We start from the raw sequence: 25437 nt of genomic DNA on the forward strand, positions 1-25437 counted from the left end.
TTTCATTGATTTGCTACTCCCGTAATCCTGCTCTGAATGACCATGTCTTTCGCCAGTCTGCGAATTAACTTCAGTTCTATCCGGGCTTGGAGATATATGTTGAAGCATTGGAAAAGCTTGATTCTCTGCCACTCTCCACCTACACTGCGAGTCCTGAAACCGATCATTAAAGGATAGAAATATCATGGGATACAAAAGTACACAGGAATGTATTGCCGCGCTTGAAGAGCGTGATGATCTGGTCCGCATTGAGCAGGAAGTGGACCCTTATATTGAAGCCGGAGCCATCCAGCGCAGAGTCTTTCAGGCCGGCGGGCCCGCCCTGCTTTTCACTAACGTGAAAGGCAGCAGCTTCCCCATGGCCGCCAACATCTACGGAACCCGTGAACGTCTGCACTTCATTTTCCGTGACACAATCGAAACTGTTGAACGGCTGATGAAGCTCAAACTCAGCCCCATGGAAGCCCTCAAGCGTCCCTGGAAATACCTCAAAGCCCCGGTAACGGCCTACCACACAATGCCGCGCAAAGTCGCATCCGGCCCGGTTACCGAGAACGAGACTACTCTTTCCCAGCTTCCACAACTTGTTTCATGGCCCATGGACGGAGGAGCTTTCGTCACACTGCCGCAGGTTTACTCGGAGAATCCGGACAATCCCGGATTTGCGGGATCAAACATCGGCATGTACAGGGTTCAGCTTTCCGGCAACGAGTACATTAAAGACAAAGAGATCGGCCTGCACTACCAGATTCACCGGGGGATCGGCGACCACCACGCCCGTGCCCTTAAAAAAGGCGAAGAACTGAAAGTCAATATTTTTGTCGGAGGAGCTCCATCAATGGCCGTTGCCGCGGTAATGCCGCTGCCGGAAGGACTTGCCGAGATTTTCTTCGGCGGTGCACTGGGCGGACACCGCATTCCGATGGTCACACGTAAAAACGGACTGCCCATGCCAGCTGAGGCCGATTTCTGCATCTGCGCGACAATGACAGATAAACAGAAACCGGAAGGCCCCTTCGGGGACCACATCGGATACTACAGCCTTTCTCATGATTTTCCGGCACTGAAAGTGGATAAAGTCTACCACCGCACCGACGCGATCTGGCCGTTCACAACAGTGGGCCGCCCGCCGCAGGAAGACACAATGTTCGGTGATTTCATCCACGAAATGACTTCGGAACTGGTTCCCTCAGTCTTTACCGGGGTTCACGAAGTGCACGCGGTGGATGCCGCCGGAGTTCATCCTCTGCTGCTGGCGGTCGGCAGTGAGCGCTACGTCCCCTATGCGGGAGAAAGACAGCCTCAGGAGCTGCTTACCAACGCAATGGCCCTGCTGGGCAACACCCAGACCGCACTGGCCAAATATTTACTGATAGGGGCAAAGGAAGACCTGCCGCCCGCTGTGGACTGCCACAACATACCGGCATATTTCAACCACCTGCTTGAAAGAGTGGACCTGACCCGCGACCTGCACTTCATAACCCGCACCACTATCGACACGCTGGATTATTCCGGCAACAGCCTAAACGAAGGCTCCAAGCTGATACTTGCTGCTGCAGGCAGCAAAAAAAGGGAATTGTGCCGGGAACTGCCATCCGGTGTGGACCTTCCGGACGGGTTTCGGAATATGCGCATGATGGCACCGGGCATCATGGTAATTGAAGGCCCCAGAAACACACTGGCCCGCACGGAACAGGATCCGCTGATGGAAAATCTGGGCAAAATCCTGCAACGGGCTAACGGTATTGAAGGATTTCCGCTGATAGTTGTTGCTGATAACGCTGATTTCACTGCCAAAAACTGGGATAATTTCCTGTGGGTAACCTTCACCCGCTCAGATCCGGCAAAAGATATCTACGGTGCAGGAACTGTTACCCACGCAAAGCACTGGGGCGCAGAAAAAGCAATAATAATCGACGCAAGGCTGAAACCGCATCATGCCCCCCCGCTTGACCCCGATCCTGAAGTTGAAAAAAGAGTCGATAGACTCGGAGCCCCCGGCGGCCCTCTTCACGGAATTATTTAGCAACATCTGAAGACCGGCCTTCGCAAAACATTGAGAAAGCCCGGTACGCAAGGCAAAGTAAAAAAGTCCGGAACCAATTGTATTAAGAAATGCAATGGTTCCGGACTTTTTTTAATTCTATATCTCAGCCCATTAAGACTTATTTGTGTTAAGGCTGTTCAGCACGCTTTTCAAATCCAGTGCCATTTCGGCAAGTTCCTGAACCGCTGTTGCGGACTGCACCATACCGTCAGTTGTTTCAGCCACAATGCGGTTGACTTCATCCACCGCGCGGTTGATCTGCTCACTTGTTGCGGACTGCTCTTCCGCGGCAGTGGCGATTCCTCCGATCAGCTCGGACGAACCGGTTGCAAGACGCACAATCTCCCTTAGAACATCACCCGAATTATTGGCAAGTTCAGTTGCCTGACCAACATAACCAACAGCACTGGTTACGTTGGTCAGGTTTTTATCAGTGGCGGACTGGATACCTTTAATATTGTTACCTACTTCGGTTGTTGCATCCATGGTTTTCTCGGCAAGTTTACGGACTTCGTCCGCAACCACCGCAAAACCGCGTCCCGCTTCACCGGCCCTTGCGGCCTCAATAGCGGCGTTGAGAGCAAGCAGGTTTGTCTGGTCGGCAATATCGGTGATAACATTCATGACACCGCCGATAGCCTTGGCCTGTTCACCGAGATTTTCCATGTCATTCTGAAGATCTGTGGCAACACTGTTTACCCTGTTGATGGCATCAACGACTTTATTGACCAGTTCCGAACCTTCCCCGGCTTTTTCCGTGGAATTATCAGACTGCTCCCGTGCTTCAGAAGCGTTTCTGGCAATCTCCAGAACACTTGAATTCATTTCTTCCATAGCGGTTGCGGTTTCACTCACCCGCTGCTGCTGAATCTCGGAACCGTTGCTTACCTGCTCCACCTGAGCGGCAAGCTCCTCAGAAGCCGAGGCAACCCGGTCAGCAATATCGTTGGCTTTTCCGGCAACCTCAAGCATGGTTTCCTGAGCTTTCTTTATTTCCGTCTGATCGATTATTATCTCCGCCGCTCCAAGGACTTCACCGCTTCTGCTCATGAGCGGCAAGGATGAATAACTGATATGATATTCTCCTGTCGCGGTCCTTGAGACAGTGGTGGATTCCGCACTTGCCTTGTTTTTCATACTGACCTTGGAAGCACAATTTTCAGTATTGCAGTCGTCGGTATTGAATATTTCAAAACATTTTCGATCCTTGAGAGCGTCCACTCCGCCGACTTTTTTAGCGGTCTCATTCAGGTACACTGGCTTAAACTCAGGAGTAAGGCTCATTACACCAACCGGAAGCTGATCGAGAAAACCACTATAAACATTCACAAGAGTATTGACCCCGTCCACCAGTTTGGCAAAACCGCCGGAGAAATGAGACTCATCTCCCTTGGCAGTCATTTCGCCGCGTTCAACCCGGCTGACAATCCCTTCAACTTCATCCGCCGCGCCTGAAACCGTTTCCTTGATTTTATTCAAGGCAGAGCAGATTCTACCGACCTCATCTTTCTGATCGATATCTATACTGCGATCGAAATCTCCGGATGAAACCGCATCGGCAAAATCCGTTGCTCTGGAAAGGGGGACTGAAACACTGCGGCTAATATAAATTCCGGCCAGAATACCAAGGATACCCGCAGCCACAGAAAGAAGGCCTACAGTGCTCTGAGCCTCTTCGCTCTGCTGCTGCACCTGCGGGCCTAGGATATCCTGATCCTTTTTCACTGATAACTTGGCCTTTTCCAGGTCAGAAGCAATAGCGGGGCCTATTTTATCCAGTCCCTGAGACACTAGATTGTTACGTCTGGATATAAGATCAACAGCACTACCAAATGCGGCACTGTACTCTTTTTTCAGTGCTGCAACTTCTCCAAGCAGTTCGCGCCTGCCAAAATTCTGCACCTCACGGTCAAGAATTATCATTTGATTCTCAAGTTCCTTGAACTCAGCTTCAAACCTTTCTACAGCAGACATCTTGTTATTCTGCAGATATTTTCCCGCATAAAGACGACCTATCATCAGACTGCGCAAAGCCGCTCCCGCATAATATGCTGCAGTGACGTCTTCATCATCAAAAGCGGAACGCATAACCTCGGAAAGCTTGCTTTCCATGGAAGGGCCTACTCTATCCATTATAGCAACCTGAGTATTCCTTTCAGCTTGTATAGACTCCACTTCTACGAATTTACCTTCATACTCGCCAAGGAGTTTATCGGCCTCTGCCACCAGCGCGGCTCTTTCGGGATTCTTTATTTCTTCCGAGGCTTCGGTCATGAACCCCCGGGTTATACCCATATACTTAGCGAATTCCTGCTTATCCTTCTCACTGTCAGTAATCAGAAAATCCTTAACATTCATTCGCACCATCAGCAGGTTGGCCTGTACGCCTCCCATGAGATTCGTGTCTCTTGCGAGTCCCCGATACTCAGTAAATGACTTGTAGTTTTCAGACAGTGAGTAATATGCAATTCCGCCGGAAAGAAGGAGCATTACAATAACAACACCAAAGCCTAGGGCAAGCTTGATTGAAATGGACAGATTCTTCATTTTTCTCCCCTGAATAAGTGCTTACGTCATGCCAAGAACCAAACCCGGGCAAGTAGGATTAAGACGCGGGAGCACATTATAGTTTTCACAATCAGTACAAGTTTAACCATAATGGTTACCCTTTGAGCAAGTAAAAAAAGATTATGAAACTGTAACAATAATTCAAAAGCTGAAATAGTGCTGCAGTTATGCATAACTGCCTGTCTACCATGCGCTCAGGTATGAATTATGCATAAAATAACACCACAAGAGTGATTGAACATAAGCCCGGAGAATGGAGATGAAGGGGCACACCAAGAAAACAGACCTAACCAACTGTTGTTTAAGCTTAATTAAGCAAAGCTACAGGATAAGGGATAATCTGAAAAACGAATTGTTGGCAAAAAGCGGCAAAAATCCGTCACTTTTCTACGATCAGCAACTGGTCCGCCCTGTATCAATCAGGAAAAAATTTCTGTATCCCCCCCCCGAAGTTCAAAAGGAAATCCTCCACCGCCCTGCCACCCTTCGTGAAGAAGACTTTCTCAGCATCCTTGATGTCATACGCAAAACAGGTGATGTGTTTGAAATGACCCCCGGCATCTTCAATATCCACAGCACCGAAGAACTGCGTAATATCATAGTCTGCAACCTTAACATCAATTTCGCCGGAAACACCGCGGATAAACTGTTCCAGCCTCTCGGTAGAACTGGATTCCATCTTAAAGCTGACAACCGTGAAGTTTTCATCAGCCGCTGCGAGATATGGAAATCAGCGGAAATAACGAACAGCTGCATTGATTGCATCCTAAAATCAGACTCATGCCCGGAATGCAAAGCAGCCATTATTATTTTCAACAAGACTGAATCATGTATTAAAAAAGTTATTGAACAGGTTCAGAAAACAATAACACTGCATCCAAACCTCTTATCCCTTGCAAAAACCGATCAAGAAAATGAGTGGAGGGTTACTATGCGCGGAGGAAGCGAAAAGCCATCCAAAATCAAAATCCACATTTTGGTCTACAACCTGTACAAAACTGACAGCAGAATCTGCCATCAATTGACAGAACATGAAAAACGGTTCTTTGCTCTCAGCTGGTAAACGACATTATCACCGTTGCATACAATTATAATTTATGCTGAAATGCATCGCATCAATTTGTAATACCCAACCCCCACCCTTCACCGGAGCTTCCAGATATGACAGCCCAGAATCCTGCCCCACCCAGTGACCCGCAAACAACCCCCGAAGATATCATTGAAATAATCCGCCAGCTTTCGGCTCATTATGGACTCTGGCTGGCGGAAAGTGTTCATCAACTGGGGCTCAAAGAGGCACTTGATGCCGAGAAAGAGGCCGGAGACCGGCTGGTGACAATATTGTCCGGCAAACTGGGCCGTGCTCTCGGTAAGCGGCCACAGGATTTGCTCGCCGGAACTGATCCCGAGACGATGGATAAAATCGCTTCGGCCCTGCGTTCGGGCTGGCTGGCGGCGGATGGTGTATGGTTTCAGGCGATAGAAGGCAAGGCCGGAATGAACACTGCAAAACGGGTAAACGATACCTGTTGGTCAAGGTTCTCACCTCTGGAGGCCCGCAGAGCCAAAGAAATTCTGCAACTGCCGGAAAATGGAGGCATCAAGGCCCTCAAGGCGGCTCTCGGAGTGCGCATGTACGCCCCCCTGAACCGTTGGGAATTTGTTGATGAAACTGAAGAATCCATAATCTTCAGAATGACTGACTGCCGGGTCCAGAGTGCCCGCAAACGAAAAGGTCTTGAAGACTATCCCTGCAAATCCGGGGGTGTCACAGAATATACAGGATTTTCGCGCGAGATAGACCCCCGCCTGCAGTGTGAGTGTGTAGGCTGCCCGCCGGACCCTCATCCTGATGAATGGGTCTGCTCCTGGAAATTTACCATCAAGGAATAAAGAAACGGCCCAAAAAAGAATGTAACAAGAAGCCGAGGAGTCTTTTCCGACTACCCTCCGCACGCAGGTGAATATCTCTCAACCTTCAAGAATTACAGATTTCTTCCTTAAAAGAAAGAATCGGGCGGAAAGTAGACAAGCTGACTTTCCGCCCGGTTTTTTATCATTATTTCAAATCAAGCCGGATATTAAATTTCTAGCTGCCTTCTTCAAGAACGGACCCCGGCCCGGCCATAGGACGGAAGCTCTTTTTCGTTGCACCGCAGAAGGGACACTTCCAGTCATCGGGAAGATCCTTAAATGCTGTTCCGGCTGGAGTGCCAGTTTTGGGTTCGCCTTTGTCAGGATCATAGGTATAGCCGCAGTTGCTTACCTGGCACTGATACATATCCTTCAATTCTGCCATGGTTATCTCCCTTAAGTTAGAGTTTAAACAATAACCAAAAATCTTTATCCAGTTTATAACATCTCAAACTGGAATCATTATGTCAAAGCATCTTCAAATTTAAGTCCTGATATTCGGGGCGCACCACTTTAATTTCAGAACATGACAGTTCAAGGTTGACGCATTCTGATATTTGCTAAATAACATAAGATAATTCTTTAACTTGAAAACTACGGAGCAAAATGATGAAAAAAATCACAGGCATTACCCTTGCTACTTTAGCTGTCATCCTGATGTGTTCTGCTGCATTTGCCGGGAGCTATCCTGAAATCAGAGGGACCTGGGTCGGACATGTGAAAATGATATCCAAGGATGGCAGCACAAGAGAGAACAAAGCAATGTTTGTCATTAACAAACAGGACGGCCCTTTATTCGCGGGCTACAAAGCTTGGTTCGGTGAAAAAAAAGATTACGCTATAACCGAAGGATTCACAGGCCTGATAGCCGCTGACGGCAAAACACTCTATTTCGCCGAGCATGAGGACGGCTACACAGAAGGAACAATAACTTCTCCTCAAACAATGGCGCTTTACTATCTGGAAAATGGCCGCAAAGCCAAAGCCATTTATTATGCAATGGAAAGAATCCGCTTTTCGCGAGCCTTCATCGATATTGACAAGGATGGAGATAAAACTGTCATCCGCTCCGAAATAATCCATGTTTACCCCCTCAATGCGGAACGGATCATGCGCGAAGCCGACACCAACAAAGACGGCAAGCTTAGCAAGGAAGAATGGGAAGAATGGAAAAAAGATAAATAAACCGGGAATGAACTTGATGACAAAGTCTAAATCATCAGACTCGTGAATAAGTGTCAGAGAACAGGCTCAATCAAATACTCGAATGAAGCGCCAGATTAAGACATCACAAACAAAAAAATCCCTCAATGTTCATTTGAACATTGAGGGATTTTTTTTGAAGAAAAGATGTAAAATGACAATAAATACCGGCCAAGGAAACGGGAACTTATCTCAAATTGTCTGAAATATTTTGCGGCCCCGCACTTAGCAAAAAAGCCATCTAAATATGAGAAACCACCTTACTCAGAAAATCCTTCAACCTGGGGTTTTTCGGATTGGCAAAAACCTCGGTGGGATCGCCTTCTTCCTGAATTATGCCCTGATCAATGAAAATAAGTCTGTCAGCAACTTCCTTGGCAAAGCCCATTTCGTGAGTAACCACGATCATGGTCATACCTTCACGGGCCAGTTGCTGCATAACTTCAAGGACTTCACCTACCAGCTCGGGATCAAGAGCGGATGTGGGTTCATCAAAAAGCATCACCTTGGGCTGCAGGGCCAGTGACCGGGCAATTGCAACTCGCTGCTTCTGTCCTCCGGACAACTGATCCGGATAGTTATGAGCTTTATCTCTAAGCCCGACCTTTTCAAGAAGCTGGAGTCCCAGTTCATTGGCATCGCTTTTGGACATATTACGAACCTTGACCGGGCCTAAGGTTACATTATCAAGAATAGTCATGTGCGGAAAAAGGTTGAACTGCTGGAAAACCATTCCAGCTTCGGCACGGACTTTGTTGATGTTGGTGTTACTGTCCATGATATCATCACCGTCTACGATGATGCTCCCGGAAGTAGGTTCTTCAAGCTTATTGATGCAGCGCAGAACAGTGGACTTGCCGGACCCGGAAGGCCCGATGATACAGACAACTTCTCCGGATTTCACATGCAGATCAATGCCCTTGATAACTTCAAGCTGCCCGAAACTTTTATGCAGATTCTTAATTTCAATCATTTAATTACCTCCGGGCGGTGTTCAGTTTTTTCTCAATGTGGCGCATGGCGTAAGCAATGGAGAGAGTCATGACAAGATATACACAGGCCACGGAAAGATAGACCTCAAACGCACGGAAGTTCACAGAAGTAATCTCCTGCCCGGTTCTCATAAGCTCTCCGACACCGATGACCATCAGCAGCGAAGTATCCTTGAGGCTGATGATGAACTGGTTGCCAAGAGGCGGAATCATTCTTTTAAGAGCCTGAGGCCATACGATATAACGCATTGTCTGGGTACGGGTAAGTCCTATTGAACGTCCGGCTTCAACCTGCCCGGGGTTGATGGACTGGACCGCGCCGCGCACAATTTCAGCGATGTATGCTCCGGAATTGACGGCAATGATTATAATCCCTGCGGTAAGGGGCGGGATACGCATACCGATAGCCATGGGAACCCCGTAATAAAGGAACATGGCCTGGACCAGCATGGGCGTTCCCCTGATGGTTTCAACGTAGATTCCGGCCAGTTTGCGGACCAGAAAATTACGGGAAAGTTTCATCAGACCGGCTGAGCTGCCGATGATAAAACCGAAAAGTAAACCGCCTACAGTTATCTCAATAGTGAGCTTGAGCCCACGCATGAGCATGGGAAAAGTCTCCCAGAATACTGAAGTTTCAAATACAAATGCCATCATGACCCCTGTCTTTAGAAATAGTCAGGGCGGCCAGATGGCCGCCCTGATGTTAACATGAATTAACGTTCAGCTATATTGCCTACTTAGGCTCGCTACCGAACCACTTGATGTAGAGTTCGCGATATTTGCCTTCGGCACGCAGCTCTTTGAGAGCCTTGTTTACTTTAACAACCAGATCGCTTCCCTTGGGGAAAGCAATACCGTACTGCTGACCGTTGTAAAGAGGACCAACAACTTTAACCTGACCATTACCGGCCTTGCGCATGAAATCGCCGATAACAGGAGAATCGAAGATTACTGCGTCAGCTCCGCCGGCCATGAGTTCCATGAACATGGCGTCACTGTTGGGATAAAGTTTTACTTCTTTAGGATCTGCTTTTTTCGCGAATTCAGCGGAAGTTGTGTTCAGCTTGGTGGCAATGATCTTGCCTTTGAGGTCTTCAATTCCGTTTACGGAGTTGTTGTCCTTGCGAACCAGAATGAGCAGGCCGGAATTATAGTAGCCATCGGAAAAATCGACAACTTTGGCACGCTCGGGCTTAATGGTGATACCGGCGATACCAACATCAATCTGATTGGACTGAAGACCGGGGATGATGCCGTTGAAGTCCATGGGCTGCAGGTCATAGTCTACACCGATTTTGGCGGCGATAGCTTCCCAGAGTTCCACATCAAATCCGGTATGTTCGCCGGTTTTGGGATCTTTGAATTCAAAAGGGGGAAAGCTGGTGTCGCAAGCAACAGTAAGTTTGCCGGCAAAAGCAGATCCGACCATGGCTACAGTAATCATTGCAGCAACAACGAGTGACAGCAATTTTTTCATGAGTCCTCCAAGACTATCATCATTTATTAAACTCCATCCTCATAACAGGAGCCATGAGGATTCACCGCTTAACAGAAAAAATAATCGGACGATTATTTACAGAACTGAGAATATTTAGCACCTTTAGCTTCCTATTTCAAGATTTTAGCCTTTTCCAAAACGAATTAATGAAAATATCATCAAACCACAAAAGAGTAACACGTGAAAAACATGTGAGTTTTTGGCAAAAAAATTTTAACAATACCCCCACTTCCACTGCCACAAATTGCAGTTTATTCAGTCCTAACCATAAAAAATATTCGCTCTATAACAGAGAACACCCGCCTTTTAAACTCAACAGCAACGGCACAATTTCCTCCCGGATTAATACCGGCCAACTTGTTTAATTTATGTTTAACCATGACAAGGTACATATATTAAGGTATGGTCTTGTCCATTGATTTTCGGTCGTTAATTTTTTCTCAAATGATATATTTAACATTTTTGGTCACTTTTTTCATAAAAATCACGATCACCCCTTGGCAAAGCAACACAAATTTGTAATATCTCTGCTCAAGCGAATGCACGACATAGTCACCGATCACAAAATTGTCACAAAAAAGAGTGTTCCAGCTTGAGCATTCTACATTTTTGTAAGCAAACTAAATCGCCATCAAGCACATAAACCAGATAACATACTGTTTTAAATAAACTTTATTCTTTAGGCACACTGAGTGCTTAACGAAAAAACAGTTTCGATGAGCCCAAAACTCTCCGCAGGAAACGGAGATCACCAAATAAAAGATTCAAGGAGTTTTTTCACCATGAGTTCAAACATTTCCCGCCAGGGCGCGATTACCGCTGTAACCAACTACTCTGCCCCTGAAGCTTCCTTCAGCTTTGCCGATGAAAAACCCACCGAACTCTTCGGCTGCAATGTCTTCAACGACAGCGTAATGAAGGACAGACTGCCTAAAAAAGTCTACAAATCCCTGAAAAAAACTATTGAAGAAGGCGCAGCCATCGACCCTTCAATCGCTGATACCGTTGCCAATTCAATGAAAGAATGGGCCATGGAAAAAGGTGCTACTCATTACACACACGTTTTCTACCCCCTGACCGGCCTCACCGCTGAGAAGCATGACAGCTTCATTTCCCCTGACGGTAAAGGAAACTGCATTGCCGAATTCGAAGGCAAGCTGCTTATCCAGGGTGAGCCTGATGCATCCAGCTTTCCTAACGGCGGTCTGCGCGCAACCTTTGAAGCCCGCGGATACACCGCATGGGACGTTACCAGCCCCGCTTACATTCTGGAAAACCCCAACGGAACTTTCCTGTGCATTCCCACCGCATTCATCTCCTGGACAGGTGAAGCTCTTGACAAAAAGACTCCTCTCCTGAGAGCGGGTCAGGCTGTAAACACCTCCGCACAGCGTATCCTCAAAATTTTCGGTGATGACTCCGGCAACCGCGTTGTCTCCAACGCAGGCCCCGAGCAGGAATATTTCCTCATTGACCGCAATTTCTTCTTTGCCCGCCCCGACCTTATGATGGCAGGCAGAACCCTTTTCGGTGCCAAGCCCGCTAAAGGACAGGAACTTGACGACCACTACTTCGGTGCGATCCCCCGCCGTGTGCTTTCTTTCATGATGGATGTTGAGCACGAACTCTACAAACTGGGCGTACCGGTTAAAACCCGTCATAACGAAGTTGCTCCCGGCCAGTTCGAAATCGCTCCTGTTTACGAGCAGTCCAACATCGCAACCGACCACAACCAGATGGTCATGACCACCCTCAAAACTGTCGCGAAAAGACACGGTATGGCCTGCCTGCTGCACGAAAAACCTTTTGCAGGAATCAACGGTTCCGGTAAGCACCTCAACTACTCCCTGAGCTGCAACGGCCATGGTTCCCTGTTTGATCCGGGCGACAATCCCCACGAAAACGCACAGTTCCTCGTTTTCTGCGCAGCAGTTATCCGGGCTGTACACAAGCACAGCAAACTTCTGCGTGCAGTAGTCGCAACCGCTTCCAACGACCACCGCCTCGGTGCTAACGAAGCTCCTCCGGCTATCATGTCCATCTTCCTCGGCGAGCAGCTCTCTGAAATCATGAGCAAAATCCAGGAAGGAGACTCTCCGACCCCCACTTCCAGCGGATTCCTCAAAGCAGGCGTTGACACTCTGCCTCCCCTGCCCAGAGATGCCGGTGACCGTAACCGCACCAGCCCCTTTGCTTTCACAGGTAACCGCTTTGAGTTCCGCGCAGTAGGTTCCAACCTCTCCATCGCAGGTCCTCAGGTAGCCCTTAACACCATGCTTGCAGATTCTCTTGATTACGTTGCCGATGAAATGGAAAAATTCATGGATGGCGATGAATCCAAGCTTATCGATGCAGTAAGCAAAGTCATCAAAGATATCATGGACGAACACGGTCAGGTTGTTTTCAACGGTGACGGCTATTCCGATGAATGGCACAAGGAAGCTGTTGAAAAACGCGGTCTGGCTAACCTGCGCACTTCCGCAGACGCACTCCCCGAGATTGCATCTCCCGAATCCATTGAACTGTTCACCAAGTACAATGTCTTTACCAAGGAAGAACTGGAAAGCCGCAAAGAAATTTACATTGAACAGTACAATCAGGCTATCGTTACCGAAGCTGCTCTCGTAAGCAAACTCGCCAAGACCCATATTCTTCCCGGTGCAGTACGCTACCAGAAAGAACTGGCTGAAACCTGCGCTGCAATGAAAACAATCGGTGTGGAATTCACTACCACCTCTCTTGAAGATCTCACCGAAAAGCTGCGTGGAATGCAGACTGCAAACATCGAGCTTGAAAAGATCATGGAAGCAAAGCCTGAAGGAGATATTGAAGAAGAAGCTAAATACCTCTGCTGCACTGCACTTCCGGCAATGCTTGAAGTACGCAAGTACGCTGACCAGCTTGAAGAAATTGTTGCAGATGACCTCTGGTGCCTGCCCAGTTACTCTGAAATGCTCTTTATCAAATAAGACATCACCGATACATCCCCAACAGAAAGAGCCCTGCTTCACCAAGCAGGGCTCTTTCTTTTTGCATAGTGCAGACGAATAACAACGCTTGAAAATGTCAGCTGCACTGCAGATAAATTTTATATGGACATAATCATTCAATTTAATATATGGAACTACTGTTGATTCAACCAATAACCAACAGTGAGAATGATATGTTGAAGAAAATTATTCCTGCCCTCTGTGTTATGACCTTACTAGCCATATCGGCACAGGCGGCTTCTCCGCTGACTGCTGATCAGGTAGAGCGGGTGATGGCAGCTCTAGAACAGCTTGAACCTTATACCGATCAAATGGATGACGAACGTGAACAGAGCGGAGAATTAGATGCAGACGCACTTGACCCTGAAATGTTCAACCGCGAGTGCGCCCTGATTTTCGGTTACAGCTCCCAGACCCAAAAAATCATCGAAGCCCATGGATTTACATACAAGACCTGGCCTGAAACAGCCGGAAGAGTAATGAAAGCACTCGCTTACCTGTCTATTCAGGAAGATGGCAATGCCGGAGCCGAAGAAATGAAACAGGCTTTACAGAAGATTGAAGCCGACCCCGGTATGAGCCCGCAGCAGAAGCAGGCCATGAAGCAGCACCTGCAATCCGCCATGAATACTATCGAGGTCATGATGAAGGCGCCCAAGGAAGATGTAGAGGTGGTTCGTCCATTTTTTGAAAAATATTCATCTGAAATTTAAAATGCGAACTTAATATACGGCTGAAAAAGTTCAATATGCCGCAAGCAGAAAACTGAAACCAAACGCATAACAAACATGCGTGGGTTTCAGTTTTTTTACAGTACAGATCCTGCGAAAGGAATTGTATGTTTTAATCCTCTATACCATTTAGCTTCACCGTCCGCTCGGATCACCCTTCTGCGACTGAACAGATTGTAATGGCACCTTTTTTAGTAAAAAACTTCTGAAACTAAGTGTCAGCCTGACACACATATAACCAACTGTAATTAATATTTTATTTTTTAAAACAAACTCTCTTTTTATTTCATTGTGACTTTTTGTCACACAAATACAATTCTCAAAACCCTTTATTCTACATAACATATTGAATTACATATATTTAAATTCTGGCATCAAAAATGCTGAGTTTATCTATCGGTTTACCTGTAAAGACATGGGGGTGTTATATGACAGGTCGTCTTTATGCCAGTGTTGCAATCATCGTTGCTTTACTCGGCTCCAGTCTCTTTTTCATTCAAAATCAAACTGCTATGATAGTTGTGTCGGTTTCTATTGCAGCACTTATCGGCCTTGGCCTTGTCATACAAAGACACATTATTACTCCGGTCAAGATTCTCATTGATGAAGTAAAACGTATCGCCGGGGCTGACTACAGCCCGATCCCGCACCATAATTTTATGGCTGAACTCGGAATTCTTGCCCATGAAGTTGAGGGATTGAACAACATACTTAACGAAAAGGTCGGTATGAGTGAATCCATGCTGTCCAACATCATGACACCAATGGTTGTTGTAAATGAAGATGGTTCCATTCGCTGGATCAATGAAAGCATCATAAAGCTGGTTGAACATGAAGGCGTGCCGGAAGATTACATCGGGGAGGATTTTTCAACATTTTTCTATGGCTCCAAGCAGGAGACTATTTCTGAAAAGTGTCTGCGTGAAGGCAAGAAGCAATTTGTCAAAGGTCAGGTTGACGGTCGTAAAGGCACTACCAAATATATCTCCGTTGCTTCAGCTCCCATTTTTGACAACCGCGGAAATCTTATCGGCGGGTTCACAACAATCATGGACTTCACGAATATCAAGCTGAAGGAAGATTTCATTACTGCCCAGAATGAAAAAATAGCCAAGGGTGTCACTGACGCCAGCAAGGTATCTGAACAACTGGCTGTAACATCAGAAGAAATCAGATCAGAAGTGCAGAACTCCACGACCGGTATCCACGATCAGCGCGCACGGACCGAAGAGGTCGCGACCTCAATGGAACAGATGAACGCATCCATCCTTGAAGTTTCCAGAAACTCCAGTGACGCAGCAGGCATGGCACGCCAGACACAGGATACTGCAACTGAAGGAGCCGGACTGGTCGAGAATGTTATCGGAGTTATGGATGAGGTTAATATGAAGGCCGGCAACCTCAAAGAGGAAATGGGAACTCTGGAAACCCACAGCAGTGGGATCACGACCATTATGCAGGTCATTTCAGATATTGCCGACCAGACCAACCTGCTGGCCCTCAACGCCGCCATTGAAGCTGCCCGGGCCGGAGAAGCCGGACGGGGCTTTTCTGTTGTAGCTGATGAAATCCGAAAACTTGCCGAAAAGACAATGCACGCCACCAAGGAAGTAGGTGAATCCATCGAAGCAATTCAGGCAAGCTCCCATAAAAGTACCAGCGCAACTGATGATACCCTGCAAAGCATTAAGAGGGCTACTGAACTTTGCAGTGAAGCAGGCGGGGCCCTGAAGCAGATACTCGAAATATCGCAGCAGACAGCGGGACAGGTGGAAGGAATAGCCACAGCCGCCGAACAGCAGTCCGCGGCAAGTGAGGAAATCACAAATGCGATCGACTCTGTTAACAACATCGCCTCACAGACTTCCGAATCAATGAGCCTTGTAGCCGGTTCGGTGGCGGAACTTGCTTCACTGGCAACCGATCTTGATGAATTTATGACCAAGATGCAGACAGATTCTGCATAAAGAATAAAAATATTTAGTTTTCAAAACTCATGAAAGGCAATTAACATTACTGGCTTTCTGGGATGTTCTGGAAGACTGGAACTTGAAGGATTCAGGTGAAAAAAAGGAACTGACACATGAGCTCATGTATCAGTTCCTTTATTTTTGACTTTGCCACCGAACAAAATACCTTTTATCTTATTGTATCTCTGCTGCAATGACGTGCTTTAATATTCCGCATATATATGCCGGAAGCAGCATAATCCCCTTTGCGTAAATCAGTCTTTATTCTCGCGGATTTCTTTCACATCCTCACGTTTGAGGATTACCTGTTCACCGTCAAGATTTTCGAAACTATAAGTTTTGGAATCCTTGGAAAATTTAGGTTCGCCTACACTTACAACTGTTGAACCGTCACTTTTCGTAATGGTATGGTGGGTTGCCCCGCACCCGGCCGCAAGCATCAGCATGGAACAAAACACAGTAATGATAAACAGTCTTTTCATATCCAGACTCCTTTTGAATTTTCCAGAAACATAACAGACTATTCAATCTATAACAATCACTGTTCTCCTTTAATTACCTGCCCGAGCCGAAGTGATTTCTCAGTGAAATCATCCTCCAGCCTTTTCATGTCACGTTCAATAATTCCGGAAACATCCGAGGCCGAAAACTTCGATTCCAGTTTAATTACATTCCCCGCCCCGCTGCCCCGCGCGGCCCGGCTCAGGGATGCGGCAGAACCGGACTTGCGTTTATGCATAACTTTCACCGCTCCCTGATAGACAGCTGTTTTTCCGGCATGGGCAAGCATAAAATCATGATCCACATCATCGTATTGCGTGGGAGCGTACCGCAGATCAAAATCACCGGATTCATTTAGTGTTTTCTGACGAAAAAGATGAAAGCAACCCGTGACCGAAACACAGGGACGGCAAAAATCAAACTGCCCGTAATCAAGGTCCTGATTATAAGGGTCAAGATAGGAAAATTCGAAACTGCGCACCACATCCTCGAAATCGGCAGGTGTTTCCCGCAAATGAAGATCGGCATGCTGAATAATCTCCTCCTGCCCTTCATTCACCACCTTGCAGCCCCAGACTCCGGCATCAGGATAAGCCTCCACTGCCGCGCTGAAATTGCGCTGCCAGTCGGGCGGGACAAGTGCGTCATCATCAAGATAGGCCACATAATCAAATTTCTTAATTTCCGGCATGTTCTTCAGCCAGTTACGGGCTGCGGGCGCTCCTATATTCACGGGAAGGCTTACCGGAACAAATCTGTCTCCAAGCCTTTCTTTCCATGCTTGCATAACTTCGGCGGTATTATCCTTGCTGCCGTTGTCGAGAGCAAATATGCACACATTATCCAGCGGCGACTCAACAAGGACTTTGACAGTCTCATTAAAATCATCCGCCTTGCCGTAAGTGTAAAGACAAACCGCAACACTGCCCTTGAGAAGTCTGCTTCCACCGTTTTCAAGAAGCCGGTCATAAACCTTGAACCATGTATTTACCTGCCAGGGTCTGGCGGTCATACGGTCACGCCACAGAACAAGAGCCTCTTCACGGCGTCCCTGCCTGTCCACAGCTTCAGCCAGGCGCAGAAGACTCTCGCCCGGGATCAAGGCTCCGTCGGAAGTATCGGAATAAACTGCTTCCGCCTGCTCATAGTCACCGGAACAGAAAGCAATATCACCGGCATATTTATTCAGCACCGGATTCATGGACGAAGGCCAGTCCCGGGCAAGAGCGACACTTGCCACATCATGCCTTCCCATGAAAAAAGACAGATCCATGAGATGGGAGAGCCAGAAAAGATTCTCCGGCTGACGCTCGGTCTGCTTCGACAGGTAATCGATGAGCTTTTCTTTATCATCCTTTGCCACCAGTCTTTGCAGATAACCTATATTTTCCGGGATGGAACTGCTGGACGCAACCAGCGAAAGGGTTTCTTTGAGTCCTTCAGGGAGAAATCCGATCTGCTTATCGATAGCCAGAAGATTGGATGCCAGTTGCCCGTCCAGAGGACTGGCCTCCCATGCGGCCAGAAACATATCCACACCCACATCAATGAGTGCTCCCATGTCGCTACGCCCTTCCGCGCTGTTGATGATTCGGTTGGCGGTTTCCATGAGATGCGGTTTTCCATGTCCGGAAACAAGAAGCCTGTACCGTGAAGCAGTATCGAGAAGAGCCCAGAATGATCCAGTCATAATTTCTCCCTACCCGAAGGTATTTCTCATTTTGGCTATCAGGTCCTTTAAACGGTGCTCGTAAGTATGCTCGGCAAGTATTCTTCTGCGGGCGGACCTGCTGACCCGTTTCCTTCCATCTTCATCTGCCAGCCATTTTTCAATTGTCTGCGGTATCTCATCAACCTGATCATAGGAAATGATCTCGCTGCCCGGCTCGAAAAGGTTCTCCATCTGCTCACGGTGATCGGTGATGACAAAACCGCCGCAGGCCGGGACATCAAATATACGCTGATTGACCGCCCCCTTCATCTGGCGGCTGGTACAGTTGAAACTGACCTGAGCCATAGGGTAGAATGCGGGCAGATCAGCATAGTAATCCAGAGAACCATGATAGCGCCAGCCGTTTTTACCAAGCAGAGCGTGCCACCCTTCATCCCCGACAATAAGGGGATTGAAACGGAGTATCTCTTCAATGCAGGAAAGACGGTACTGCCGTGTGGCTTCCCAGGTGATTAGGGCTTCGAAAGACAGGCGCTGCTCATCAGTTTCAAACGTTTCCATACGTTCAAGCAGCTCAGGATGGGATTCCTGAAAGAATTTCTCAACCGAAAGTTCGTCCGACTCTCCGAACTCTGCGGCAATCCGTGGATACATCCGTCTCAAATCCCCGGATATTCCAGATTCCCGAACAGTCTTCTCCACCGCGCCCACCATGGAGTTACCTACAAATGAAACATCGGCCCGCCACTCCGGTCTGCCCTCCATCCCCGGCTTGAACCTTCTGGGATCGGTAGCAAGGGGCAGATAAAAAATATTCCGGAAACCCTTTTCACGCATGATCTCCAGATTCCCCGCATCATAAGTAAAAATGCAGGTAAGATCCGGGGAGACATCAGTATAACGGTAGAGAATCAGCTGCGGATTATCCACGAACCATGAAGCGAGGGGCAGCTTCAGTTTAAGCAGCAGATCGGTAAGCTTTCCCGCGCGGTCCACTCCGAAATGGTTGACGGTCAACGCGAAGTCCGGCTTGAATTCCACGACGGCCTTGAGCAGGTCCTCGACAAACCCCTCCCGCACCGTATCCCCCATGCCTATATCGATGCTGCAGTAGCTCACCCCGAGCCTGTTCATGGCTTCCCTGATTTCGCCATTCAGGAAATAGGGCCTGTTGAAAAACATTACCCGCGGCTTAGCGCTACAGAATTTGGGGTAGTCAACTTCGGCCCAGAAATCTGCCTGCGGTGCTTCTTTCTCCGCTTCGAGTGTTGCAGCGAGGGCAGCGTACCAGTCCCGGTCCAGCCGCAGGTAAAGCGGAATCCTGACAATCTCCAACTGACCGCCACCATTCTCCGCCCGCCACAGCCTAACCTTTTCCAGAGCCTCTACAGCAGTCCCCTCAATCCATGTGATATCGGGATTATCTTTCAAATTTATCGCCCCGGAAGCCTCGGCTATCTGCGGGTCAATATCCAGAATCGCCACGGGCCCCCTTTCGACAAGCTTTGCGGCGCAAAGCCCCAGTCCGGCTCCGATTAGAACCGGCAATCTATCCCCGGCAACGGAATCGGCAAGACCTGCTTCCCTCTGTGCACCGTTCCGGCCCCAGAGATGCCATTTGCGGCCCTGAACGAAAACACGTACATCCGCTGTTTTGGAACCCTCCAGAACAGGTTCCACTGTGTAATCTCGTTTCTGCATAACAAATATGTATGTCATTCCGCCATGCTGTGACAATGGCATTTCATAATTTTTTCACGTAGGATGCTGTGGCTTCCGGCTAAGAATAACGAAGCAAAACTGATAAAGCGGATTCAAATCCGTTTTCCTGCCGATTTGCCGGCAAGATTCGACGGTTATTTTCAATAATTGTTTTACATGGAGCCGGATGCGGATACTTTTCGAAACATAAACAGAACTATCCCCGCATCCCTTCTTTATTCATAAAATCAACCTTTTAAATTTTAAAAGACATAAACTGAAAACATGACAGACAACAATACAATTCTCCTTCCTGAAAGCCGTATGGAAATTATCGACCTTGAAAAATGGGAAAGGACCGAGCATTTCAATTTTTTCCAGTCCATCAAGAACTGCAATTACGGGACAACCGTGCAGCAGGATATTACCGCCCTTTATGAGTTCCGTAGGAATTCCAACGGTAACGGCACAAGAATGCGTTTCTCGGATCTCATTTATTTTTTCGCCATAAAGGCTGTAAACCGTATCCCGGAACTGCGGAGCCGTATAGTGGATGGCCGACCGGTTATGTTTGATGTGGTTCACCCCGCCTTCACTTATATCCCTGAAGGACGTGAACTTCATGCCAATGTGCTCTGCGCCTTTTCAGACGACTATAAAACCCAGGTGGCAAATTTCGATGCAGCAAGGAATAATTCCGATGCCGCCCCGACACTTACCCCGGCAGGCGGAGACAAACAGAACCTTGTCTATTTCAGCGTGGTAGCTGGAGTCCCGTTCACCTCCGCCAGCAACCCCTGGGGAGACTGCACTTATGACTCCGTTCCCCGAATCCTGTTCGGACAAATGCACACCTCCGAAGCCGGCAGAAAACTGCTTCCGGTATCCATAGAGTTGCTTCACAGTCTGGCCGACGGTAAACATCTGGCTGAATTTTACAGACTGTTCGGAGAAATGTGCACTGAACCTGATAAGCATCTGAAGTAAATAATTTCGGTAAAAATCATTCAATACGAGTCAAACAGGTCCGGCGATCAAAAAGTTATTGTAATAAACTAAAAACAATAACGGATTTGCCGGACCCAGTTGTTTTATCCATCCCCTTATAGTATGCATTAGGAAATATTTTTCTGCATGCATACTTCATGCAGTATTCAAGGGGTTCAGATGCAAAGACTTTTTTGGGTATTAAGCTGGATGATTATTTCCGTGACTCCCGCATTCGCTGCTGACATTCCAGTTGTTTTCAAACTGCGGGATGGACTGGACCCCGCCGAAGTGTATGTAACCTTCTACAACTGCATCAACAGCACAAGCTCCATCACTGGGACATACAACGGCCCGACAAGCGAGGGTAATGCTCTTAACGTGACCAGATCCTTCAGCATGGAGGAAATCACCGGAACCACATCCATCGCAACAGGCGTCCCGGCCGGAGTCCCGGCTGTTCTGATCAACAAATTCAAATCCGGCAGAATATTCATATCATATAAGGAAGGGCTCAAAAGCTTCGGCTGCACCCAGCCTTCCACCGAACCGACATCCAACGACCCCAGCCTTTCCATCCGCTACCAGCCCATGGAACTGGACGTGGAAACAGGCAAAAGTGCCGGAAATGTCGACACGCCCATCATCAACACCAACCTGACCTACATTGACTACGCCGCCATTGCTCTTTCCCTGACCGTAAAGAACTCCACCGGAACCATCGCCAACAACCCGCTGCTGACCACCGTTACCAGCGAGACTCTTACCGATACACTGGCCAAAACCACATTAACAGATTACTCAACGGTGCGTCCGTCATCCTCGGACAGACTTCCCAGTGATAAATTTACCCGTGTCCTCTCCCCTACTTCATCGGACATGTATTCCAAATACAACGATTGGACCCACTACCTTAAAACTACTCTTTTCACGTCCACAACGACCAACGGCAAACCGATTAAAATAAGCGGCCTGTTCGGGGGAGTCGGCGACCAGCCTGCCAACGCCGCGGGACTGGCAACCGATGCCGTGGCCCGCAACCAGACCCAGAGCTACGATTACCATGTCACCTTTGATGCCAACGGCGACTGCACCATGACCGCACAGGCTGGTTCAGGTGACGGAACCGTGGCGGGCATAGCCGCGGCAAATCAGGGTGTGGGTGTTGGACTGGTAAACATCACTATCGATTTTGACGACCTAAATGCCGCAACCGGAATCTACGGCAACAATCCCAAGTACACCATCGTGGGTGTTGAAACTACCGATGGAGTTCAAAATGACTTTTACGGATGGGTTGTGGGAGATCTTCTGGCCGGATTGAGCTGGGGTTTTCCCGGAAGCACGGTGCAGTTCAACAGCACCTACGCCAATAATCTGGTCATCGGAGATATGAGCAGTGTTGAATGGTACGGGGGAACCGCGGCCAACGGCACAGTCTTCAGTGTTCCGCTCTCCCCCGCGGGAAGAGGCTATACATACTCCAAGGCCCAACCGGGAACCACGCCGGATTATCACGTATATGCCGCCGGGCTCAAAGGAATTACCGGGGCTTACGGTTTCGGGCTTCAAGACCGCAACGGGGCTACGCTGATCAATTTCAACAGACTGGATCATCCAAATTCCTATCTGGAAGTCGGCGTGGATACCGAAGGACAGTCCGCGGTTCAACCCAGCCCCACACAGGAATCGGGAGTAACTCTCAGCATCGTGGAGTTCAGCCCCAAGGAACTCACCCAGATCGAAATCAGTTCACAATACGGACTGAACGACTTCACTACCCACACATCAATGTGCTCATTCAACGCGACTATCAGCCCCAATGGATCATGCGGAACCTTCATGATAGACACCAACGCCATTCCCACCGGGCCGGTCAGCGGACTGAAAATGATGAAATTCTTCTCCAATGGGACCACACAGCCATACAAGGCTTACGCTTCGAGTGGCCCTCAGTTCAGTGATGGCTCATGGTGGATTACCGATCTTGAAGGAAACCACAAATCACTGGGAGACACCCTGACCAGAGGCGAACACTATTACATTCACTTTGTTATCAAGGATAACGGTGAATATGATGAAGACCCCACTCTCGGAGAAATAACCGACCCGGTCGCGCTGGGCAGTCCCAACGTGAACTCCGGGTGTGTCATGAACCCCCGGGCCGGGTTCAGACTTGAAATACTCCTTTTACTGGCGGTACTGGGCATAGCGAGCCTCATAATAAGCTCCAGAAAATTGAAAAGAAAATAGCACCATAAACAGAATGATCACAGCCTTTCAAACAGCAAAGCAGTTAAGGGGATGAATTTCGGCTATCCAATTCCTCAAAAACCTTATACTGTAAAAATGAATACTGTTTTTAACCATGGAGAGGGAATTTGCTTAAACATTCTGTTATATATTACCTTCTTACATCCATGGTTGTGGTGTTTCTGGCGGGCTGCGGTTCCTCCTCTTCCGAGAACAGGCAGGAAAACCAGATAAATATAGAAGCACTGAAATCGAGGATCTTCCTTACCAGTTCAGAGTCGGACTGGATTGATGAGCATCCCGAAGTAAGGGTCCGGGTCGGCCAATGGCCACCCTTCATGATTACCGAATCCGGTATTTCAGGAATTTCTATTGACTATCTGGAACTTATATCCAGAGTTCATGGCATCCAATTCACCTACCTCACAGAGAAAGACCTTTCCTGGATAGATACACTCAATGGGATACGTGATAAAAAAAACGTGGACATGGTCCCGGCAATTCAGCCCACGGGTGAACGGGCTGAGTTCATGGTTTTCAGCAAAGTTTATCAGATTGTCCCCTGGGTCATCGTCACCCGTTCAGACGCTGATTTCATAACCGGGCTTGACGACCTGCAGGGCGAAACCATGAGTATCCAGAAAGGTTTTATTTTCCAAAAAGCCGTTGAAGCCTACTATCCGGATATAAAACTGGACATCATAGATACTTCCACACCAACTCTGGACTCCCTCAAGGATGTCGCGGGAGGGAAAGCCCGGGCTACAGTCAACGCTCTTCCCGTGGTTACATACTTCATTCGCCATTACGGTCTTTCAAATCTCAAAATCGCCGCTCCCACCAAATTCGAAGACCTCCAGCTCGCCATGGGTATCCGCAAGGACTGGCCCGAACTGGCAAGCATCATTTCCAAAACAATCAACGCCCTTTCCCGGCAGGATGTAACCGATATCAATAATTCGTGGTTATCTCTGAACTATGAATACGGCATATCTCCACGCAAAGTTTTTTTCTGGACTATTGCGGCGTTAATCGTTTCCGGATTGGGATTTATGGGCTTTTATACCGTAAACCGCACCCTCAAACGAAAAGTTTTTGAAAGGACAACGGCCCTTAATCAGGAACTTCAGGAACGCACTCGGGCCGAAGAGGAATTGCAGCAGAGCGAATCCAGATTCAGATTTCTGGTTGAGAATACACCTGTGCCCATGGCGCTTGAGGACAGCTTCGGCAACCTGAAATATCTGAATCCGTGCTTTGAAGACACTTTCGGATATTCCCTTATGGACTTTCCGACTCTGGAAGTAGGCTTTCTCCATGCATATCCCGATGCTCAATACAGAGCGGAAGTGGCGGAAAGATGGGAAAAGGCAATAAAAGAAAGCAAAGGCCAAAAAGACATAATTCGCTGCAGTGATCTTAAATTCACCTGCAGGGATGGAAAGGAGCTGAATATCGACATAATAGGTATCAATGTCGGAGATGATGTGATGACTGTTTTCATTGACCAGACCGGCCGAAAGCAGGCGGAACAACTTATGGTGCAGTCGGAAAAAATGATGTCTGTGGGCGGTCTGGCCGCCGGAATGGCCCATGAAATAAATAATCCGCTCGGAATCATACTTTCTTCAGTTCAGAACCTTAAACGCAGGTTTGACCCTGAGAAAGAAAAAAATATTCAGGTTGCCGAAGACATCGGAACAGATATCAAAAAACTCAACGCCTATATGACCGCGCGGGGAGCCACCAACTACATGAATTACATTCAGGAAGCGGCAGAGCGTGCCGGGGATATAGTCCGGAATATGCTTGATTTCTCTCGCCAGAACAATGAATCAAGAGCCGATTTTTCGCTCAACGATCTTCTGGAGAAATCCGTTGCACTAGCCTCAAGCGATTACGACCTGAAAAAAAGATACGATTTTAAAAATATTGAGATCATCCGTGAATACGCCCCTGAATTACCGAACACGACCATGATAAGAAACGAAATCGAGCAGGTGTTTCTCAATATATTGAAAAATTCCGCTCAGGCCATTTCGGATTCTGAAATAAAGCATTTTTCCCCGAAGATCAGGCTGCGTACCTTCGAAGACGAAAAATGGGTAATCGCTGAAATTTCGGACAATGGTCCGGGCATGACATTCATGGAACAGAAACGGGCCTTTGAACCGTTTTTTACCACTAAGTCGCCCGGCGAAGGTACCGGGCTGGGCCTTTCTGTATCCTACTTTATAGTCACCAGAAACCATCAGGGCAAAATAGAGCTGACCAGTCAGGTCGGAGAAGGAACAACCTTCACTATAAAACTGCCTAAAAAACCCGCTGAATAATACCCCACAGCTATATGCCCAGAGTGCTTTTTAGCCTCCGGTTCGTCCAATAAAAAAACAGGTGGAGCAATATA

18 protein-coding genes are annotated in these 25437 nt (G+C 47.9%); 10 read left to right on the forward strand and 8 right to left on the reverse strand.

Features of this window, described 5'->3' with window-relative positions; translation table 11 throughout:
- Positions 1-184 precede the first annotated feature (184 nt).
- Complete coding sequence (locus ACZ5PW_RS14180; protein WP_464554795.1) at positions 185-2026, forward strand: UbiD family decarboxylase; 1842 nt, start codon at positions 185-187, stop codon at positions 2024-2026.
- Positions 2027-2158: 132 nt separating this feature from the next.
- Here ACZ5PW_RS14180 and ACZ5PW_RS14185 read toward each other — a convergent pair whose 3' ends face one another.
- Positions 2159-4594, reverse strand: coding sequence for a methyl-accepting chemotaxis protein (locus ACZ5PW_RS14185; RefSeq protein WP_464554797.1), 2436 nt, complete (start codon positions 4592-4594; stop codon positions 2159-2161).
- Between the two features lie 280 nt (positions 4595-4874).
- On the opposite strand from ACZ5PW_RS14185, the gene ACZ5PW_RS14190 reads away from it, so the two are divergent.
- Both ACZ5PW_RS14190 and ACZ5PW_RS14195 read left to right on the forward strand, forming a co-directional pair.
- Entirely contained in the window at positions 4875-5678 is an 804-nt protein-coding gene (locus tag ACZ5PW_RS14190; RefSeq protein ID WP_464554799.1) for a hypothetical protein, read from the forward strand.
- A 98-nt stretch (positions 5679-5776) separates the two neighbouring features.
- Positions 5777-6508 carry a DUF6125 family protein gene (locus tag ACZ5PW_RS14195; RefSeq protein ID WP_464554802.1) on the forward strand — a complete coding sequence of 244 codons (732 nt, stop codon included), beginning with the start codon at positions 5777-5779 and terminating at the stop codon, positions 6506-6508.
- 196 nt (positions 6509-6704) lie between these two features.
- Here the strand turns inward: ACZ5PW_RS14195 and ACZ5PW_RS14200 are convergent, their stop codons facing one another.
- Positions 6705-6914, reverse strand: coding sequence for a rubredoxin (locus ACZ5PW_RS14200; protein WP_464554805.1), 210 nt, complete (start codon positions 6912-6914; stop codon positions 6705-6707).
- A gap of 224 nt (positions 6915-7138) precedes the next feature.
- On the opposite strand from ACZ5PW_RS14200, the gene ACZ5PW_RS14205 reads away from it, so the two are divergent.
- Positions 7139-7714 (forward strand): EF-hand domain-containing protein, encoded by a 576-nt coding sequence (locus ACZ5PW_RS14205; protein ID WP_464554809.1) that lies wholly within the window; start codon positions 7139-7141, stop codon positions 7712-7714.
- A gap of 259 nt (positions 7715-7973) precedes the next feature.
- Here the strand turns inward: ACZ5PW_RS14205 and ACZ5PW_RS14210 are convergent, their stop codons facing one another.
- From ACZ5PW_RS14210 to glnH, 3 genes are all read right to left on the reverse strand, one after another.
- Positions 7974-8705, reverse strand: a complete 732-nt coding sequence (locus ACZ5PW_RS14210; protein WP_464554812.1) for an amino acid ABC transporter ATP-binding protein — start codon at positions 8703-8705, stop codon at positions 7974-7976.
- Positions 8706-8709: 4 nt separating this feature from the next.
- Positions 8710-9378: an amino acid ABC transporter permease gene (locus ACZ5PW_RS14215; protein WP_464560417.1), complete on the reverse strand. Its 669-nt coding sequence runs from the start codon at positions 9376-9378 to the stop codon at positions 8710-8712.
- 82 nt (positions 9379-9460) lie between these two features.
- A complete protein-coding gene (glnH, locus tag ACZ5PW_RS14220) occupies positions 9461-10204 on the reverse strand; it encodes a glutamine ABC transporter substrate-binding protein GlnH (protein WP_464554815.1) in 744 nt (247 codons plus the stop codon).
- 803 nt (positions 10205-11007) lie between these two features.
- On the opposite strand from glnH, the gene ACZ5PW_RS14225 reads away from it, so the two are divergent.
- The 3 genes from ACZ5PW_RS14225 (at position 11008) to ACZ5PW_RS14235 (ending at position 15913) form a co-directional block, all read left to right on the forward strand.
- Positions 11008-13194: a glutamine synthetase III family protein gene (locus tag ACZ5PW_RS14225; RefSeq protein ID WP_464554817.1), complete on the forward strand. Its 2187-nt coding sequence runs from the start codon at positions 11008-11010 to the stop codon at positions 13192-13194.
- A 194-nt stretch (positions 13195-13388) separates the two neighbouring features.
- Positions 13389-13928, forward strand: a complete 540-nt coding sequence (locus tag ACZ5PW_RS14230) for a hypothetical protein (RefSeq protein ID WP_464554822.1) — start codon at positions 13389-13391, stop codon at positions 13926-13928.
- A 446-nt stretch (positions 13929-14374) separates the two neighbouring features.
- Positions 14375-15913, forward strand: a complete 1539-nt coding sequence (locus ACZ5PW_RS14235) for a methyl-accepting chemotaxis protein (RefSeq protein WP_464554824.1) — start codon at positions 14375-14377, stop codon at positions 15911-15913.
- Between the two features lie 257 nt (positions 15914-16170).
- On the opposite strand, the gene ACZ5PW_RS14240 is transcribed toward ACZ5PW_RS14235, so the two are convergent.
- From ACZ5PW_RS14240 to ACZ5PW_RS14250, 3 genes are read right to left on the reverse strand one after another with little or no spacing between them, the layout of a single operon-like run.
- Positions 16171-16398, reverse strand: a complete 228-nt coding sequence (locus ACZ5PW_RS14240; protein ID WP_464554827.1) for a YgdI/YgdR family lipoprotein — start codon at positions 16396-16398, stop codon at positions 16171-16173.
- Between the two features lie 56 nt (positions 16399-16454).
- The gene (locus ACZ5PW_RS14245; RefSeq protein ID WP_464554829.1) at positions 16455-18107 is read right to left on the reverse strand and encodes a glycosyltransferase; all 1653 of its coding nucleotides are present in this window, start codon (positions 18105-18107) and stop codon (positions 16455-16457) included.
- Positions 18108-18116: 9 nt separating this feature from the next.
- A complete protein-coding gene (locus tag ACZ5PW_RS14250) occupies positions 18117-19808 on the reverse strand; it encodes a CgeB family protein (protein WP_464554830.1) in 1692 nt (563 codons plus the stop codon).
- A 267-nt stretch (positions 19809-20075) separates the two neighbouring features.
- Here ACZ5PW_RS14250 and ACZ5PW_RS14255 point away from each other — a divergent pair, with 267 nt between their 5' ends.
- The 3 genes from ACZ5PW_RS14255 (at position 20076) to ACZ5PW_RS14265 (ending at position 25363) form a co-directional block, all read left to right on the forward strand.
- A complete protein-coding gene (locus tag ACZ5PW_RS14255) occupies positions 20076-20777 on the forward strand; it encodes a CatA-like O-acetyltransferase (RefSeq protein WP_464554832.1) in 702 nt (233 codons plus the stop codon).
- 180 nt (positions 20778-20957) lie between these two features.
- Positions 20958-23030 (forward strand): beta-1,3-glucanase family protein, encoded by a 2073-nt coding sequence (locus tag ACZ5PW_RS14260; protein WP_464554834.1) that lies wholly within the window; start codon positions 20958-20960, stop codon positions 23028-23030.
- A gap of 128 nt (positions 23031-23158) precedes the next feature.
- A complete protein-coding gene (locus ACZ5PW_RS14265; protein WP_464554836.1) occupies positions 23159-25363 on the forward strand; it encodes an ATP-binding protein in 2205 nt (734 codons plus the stop codon).
- Positions 25364-25437 lie beyond the last annotated feature (74 nt).

Source organism: Maridesulfovibrio salinus (genome assembly GCF_055394525.1).

Excerpts from the sequence above, each read along its gene's own strand:
- ACZ5PW_RS14245 (WP_464554829.1), bottom strand. The coding sequence starts at position 18,107 with ATGACTGGATCATTCTGGGCTCTTCTCGATACTGCTTCACGGTACAGG.
- ACZ5PW_RS14195 (WP_464554802.1), top strand. The coding sequence starts at position 5,777 with ATGACAGCCCAGAATCCTGCCCCACCCAGTGACCCGCAAACAACCCCC.
- ACZ5PW_RS14260 (WP_464554834.1), top strand. The coding sequence starts at position 20,958 with ATGCAAAGACTTTTTTGGGTATTAAGCTGGATGATTATTTCCGTGACT.
- ACZ5PW_RS14210 (WP_464554812.1), bottom strand. The coding sequence starts at position 8,705 with ATGATTGAAATTAAGAATCTGCATAAAAGTTTCGGGCAGCTTGAAGTT.
- glnH (WP_464554815.1), bottom strand. The coding sequence starts at position 10,204 with ATGAAAAAATTGCTGTCACTCGTTGTTGCTGCAATGATTACTGTAGCC.
- ACZ5PW_RS14255 (WP_464554832.1), top strand. The coding sequence starts at position 20,076 with ATGACAGACAACAATACAATTCTCCTTCCTGAAAGCCGTATGGAAATT.
- ACZ5PW_RS14250 (WP_464554830.1), bottom strand. The coding sequence starts at position 19,808 with ATGACATACATATTTGTTATGCAGAAACGAGATTACACAGTGGAACCT.
- ACZ5PW_RS14205 (WP_464554809.1), top strand. The coding sequence starts at position 7,139 with ATGAAAAAAATCACAGGCATTACCCTTGCTACTTTAGCTGTCATCCTG.
- ACZ5PW_RS14190 (WP_464554799.1), top strand. The coding sequence starts at position 4,875 with ATGAAGGGGCACACCAAGAAAACAGACCTAACCAACTGTTGTTTAAGC.
- ACZ5PW_RS14230 (WP_464554822.1), top strand. The coding sequence starts at position 13,389 with ATGTTGAAGAAAATTATTCCTGCCCTCTGTGTTATGACCTTACTAGCC.
- ACZ5PW_RS14200 (WP_464554805.1), bottom strand. The coding sequence starts at position 6,914 with ATGGCAGAATTGAAGGATATGTATCAGTGCCAGGTAAGCAACTGCGGC.
- ACZ5PW_RS14235 (WP_464554824.1), top strand. The coding sequence starts at position 14,375 with ATGACAGGTCGTCTTTATGCCAGTGTTGCAATCATCGTTGCTTTACTC.
- ACZ5PW_RS14180 (WP_464554795.1), top strand. The coding sequence starts at position 185 with ATGGGATACAAAAGTACACAGGAATGTATTGCCGCGCTTGAAGAGCGT.
- ACZ5PW_RS14185 (WP_464554797.1), bottom strand. The coding sequence starts at position 4,594 with ATGAAGAATCTGTCCATTTCAATCAAGCTTGCCCTAGGCTTTGGTGTT.
- ACZ5PW_RS14225 (WP_464554817.1), top strand. The coding sequence starts at position 11,008 with ATGAGTTCAAACATTTCCCGCCAGGGCGCGATTACCGCTGTAACCAAC.
- ACZ5PW_RS14240 (WP_464554827.1), bottom strand. The coding sequence starts at position 16,398 with ATGAAAAGACTGTTTATCATTACTGTGTTTTGTTCCATGCTGATGCTT.
- ACZ5PW_RS14215 (WP_464560417.1), bottom strand. The coding sequence starts at position 9,378 with ATGGCATTTGTATTTGAAACTTCAGTATTCTGGGAGACTTTTCCCATG.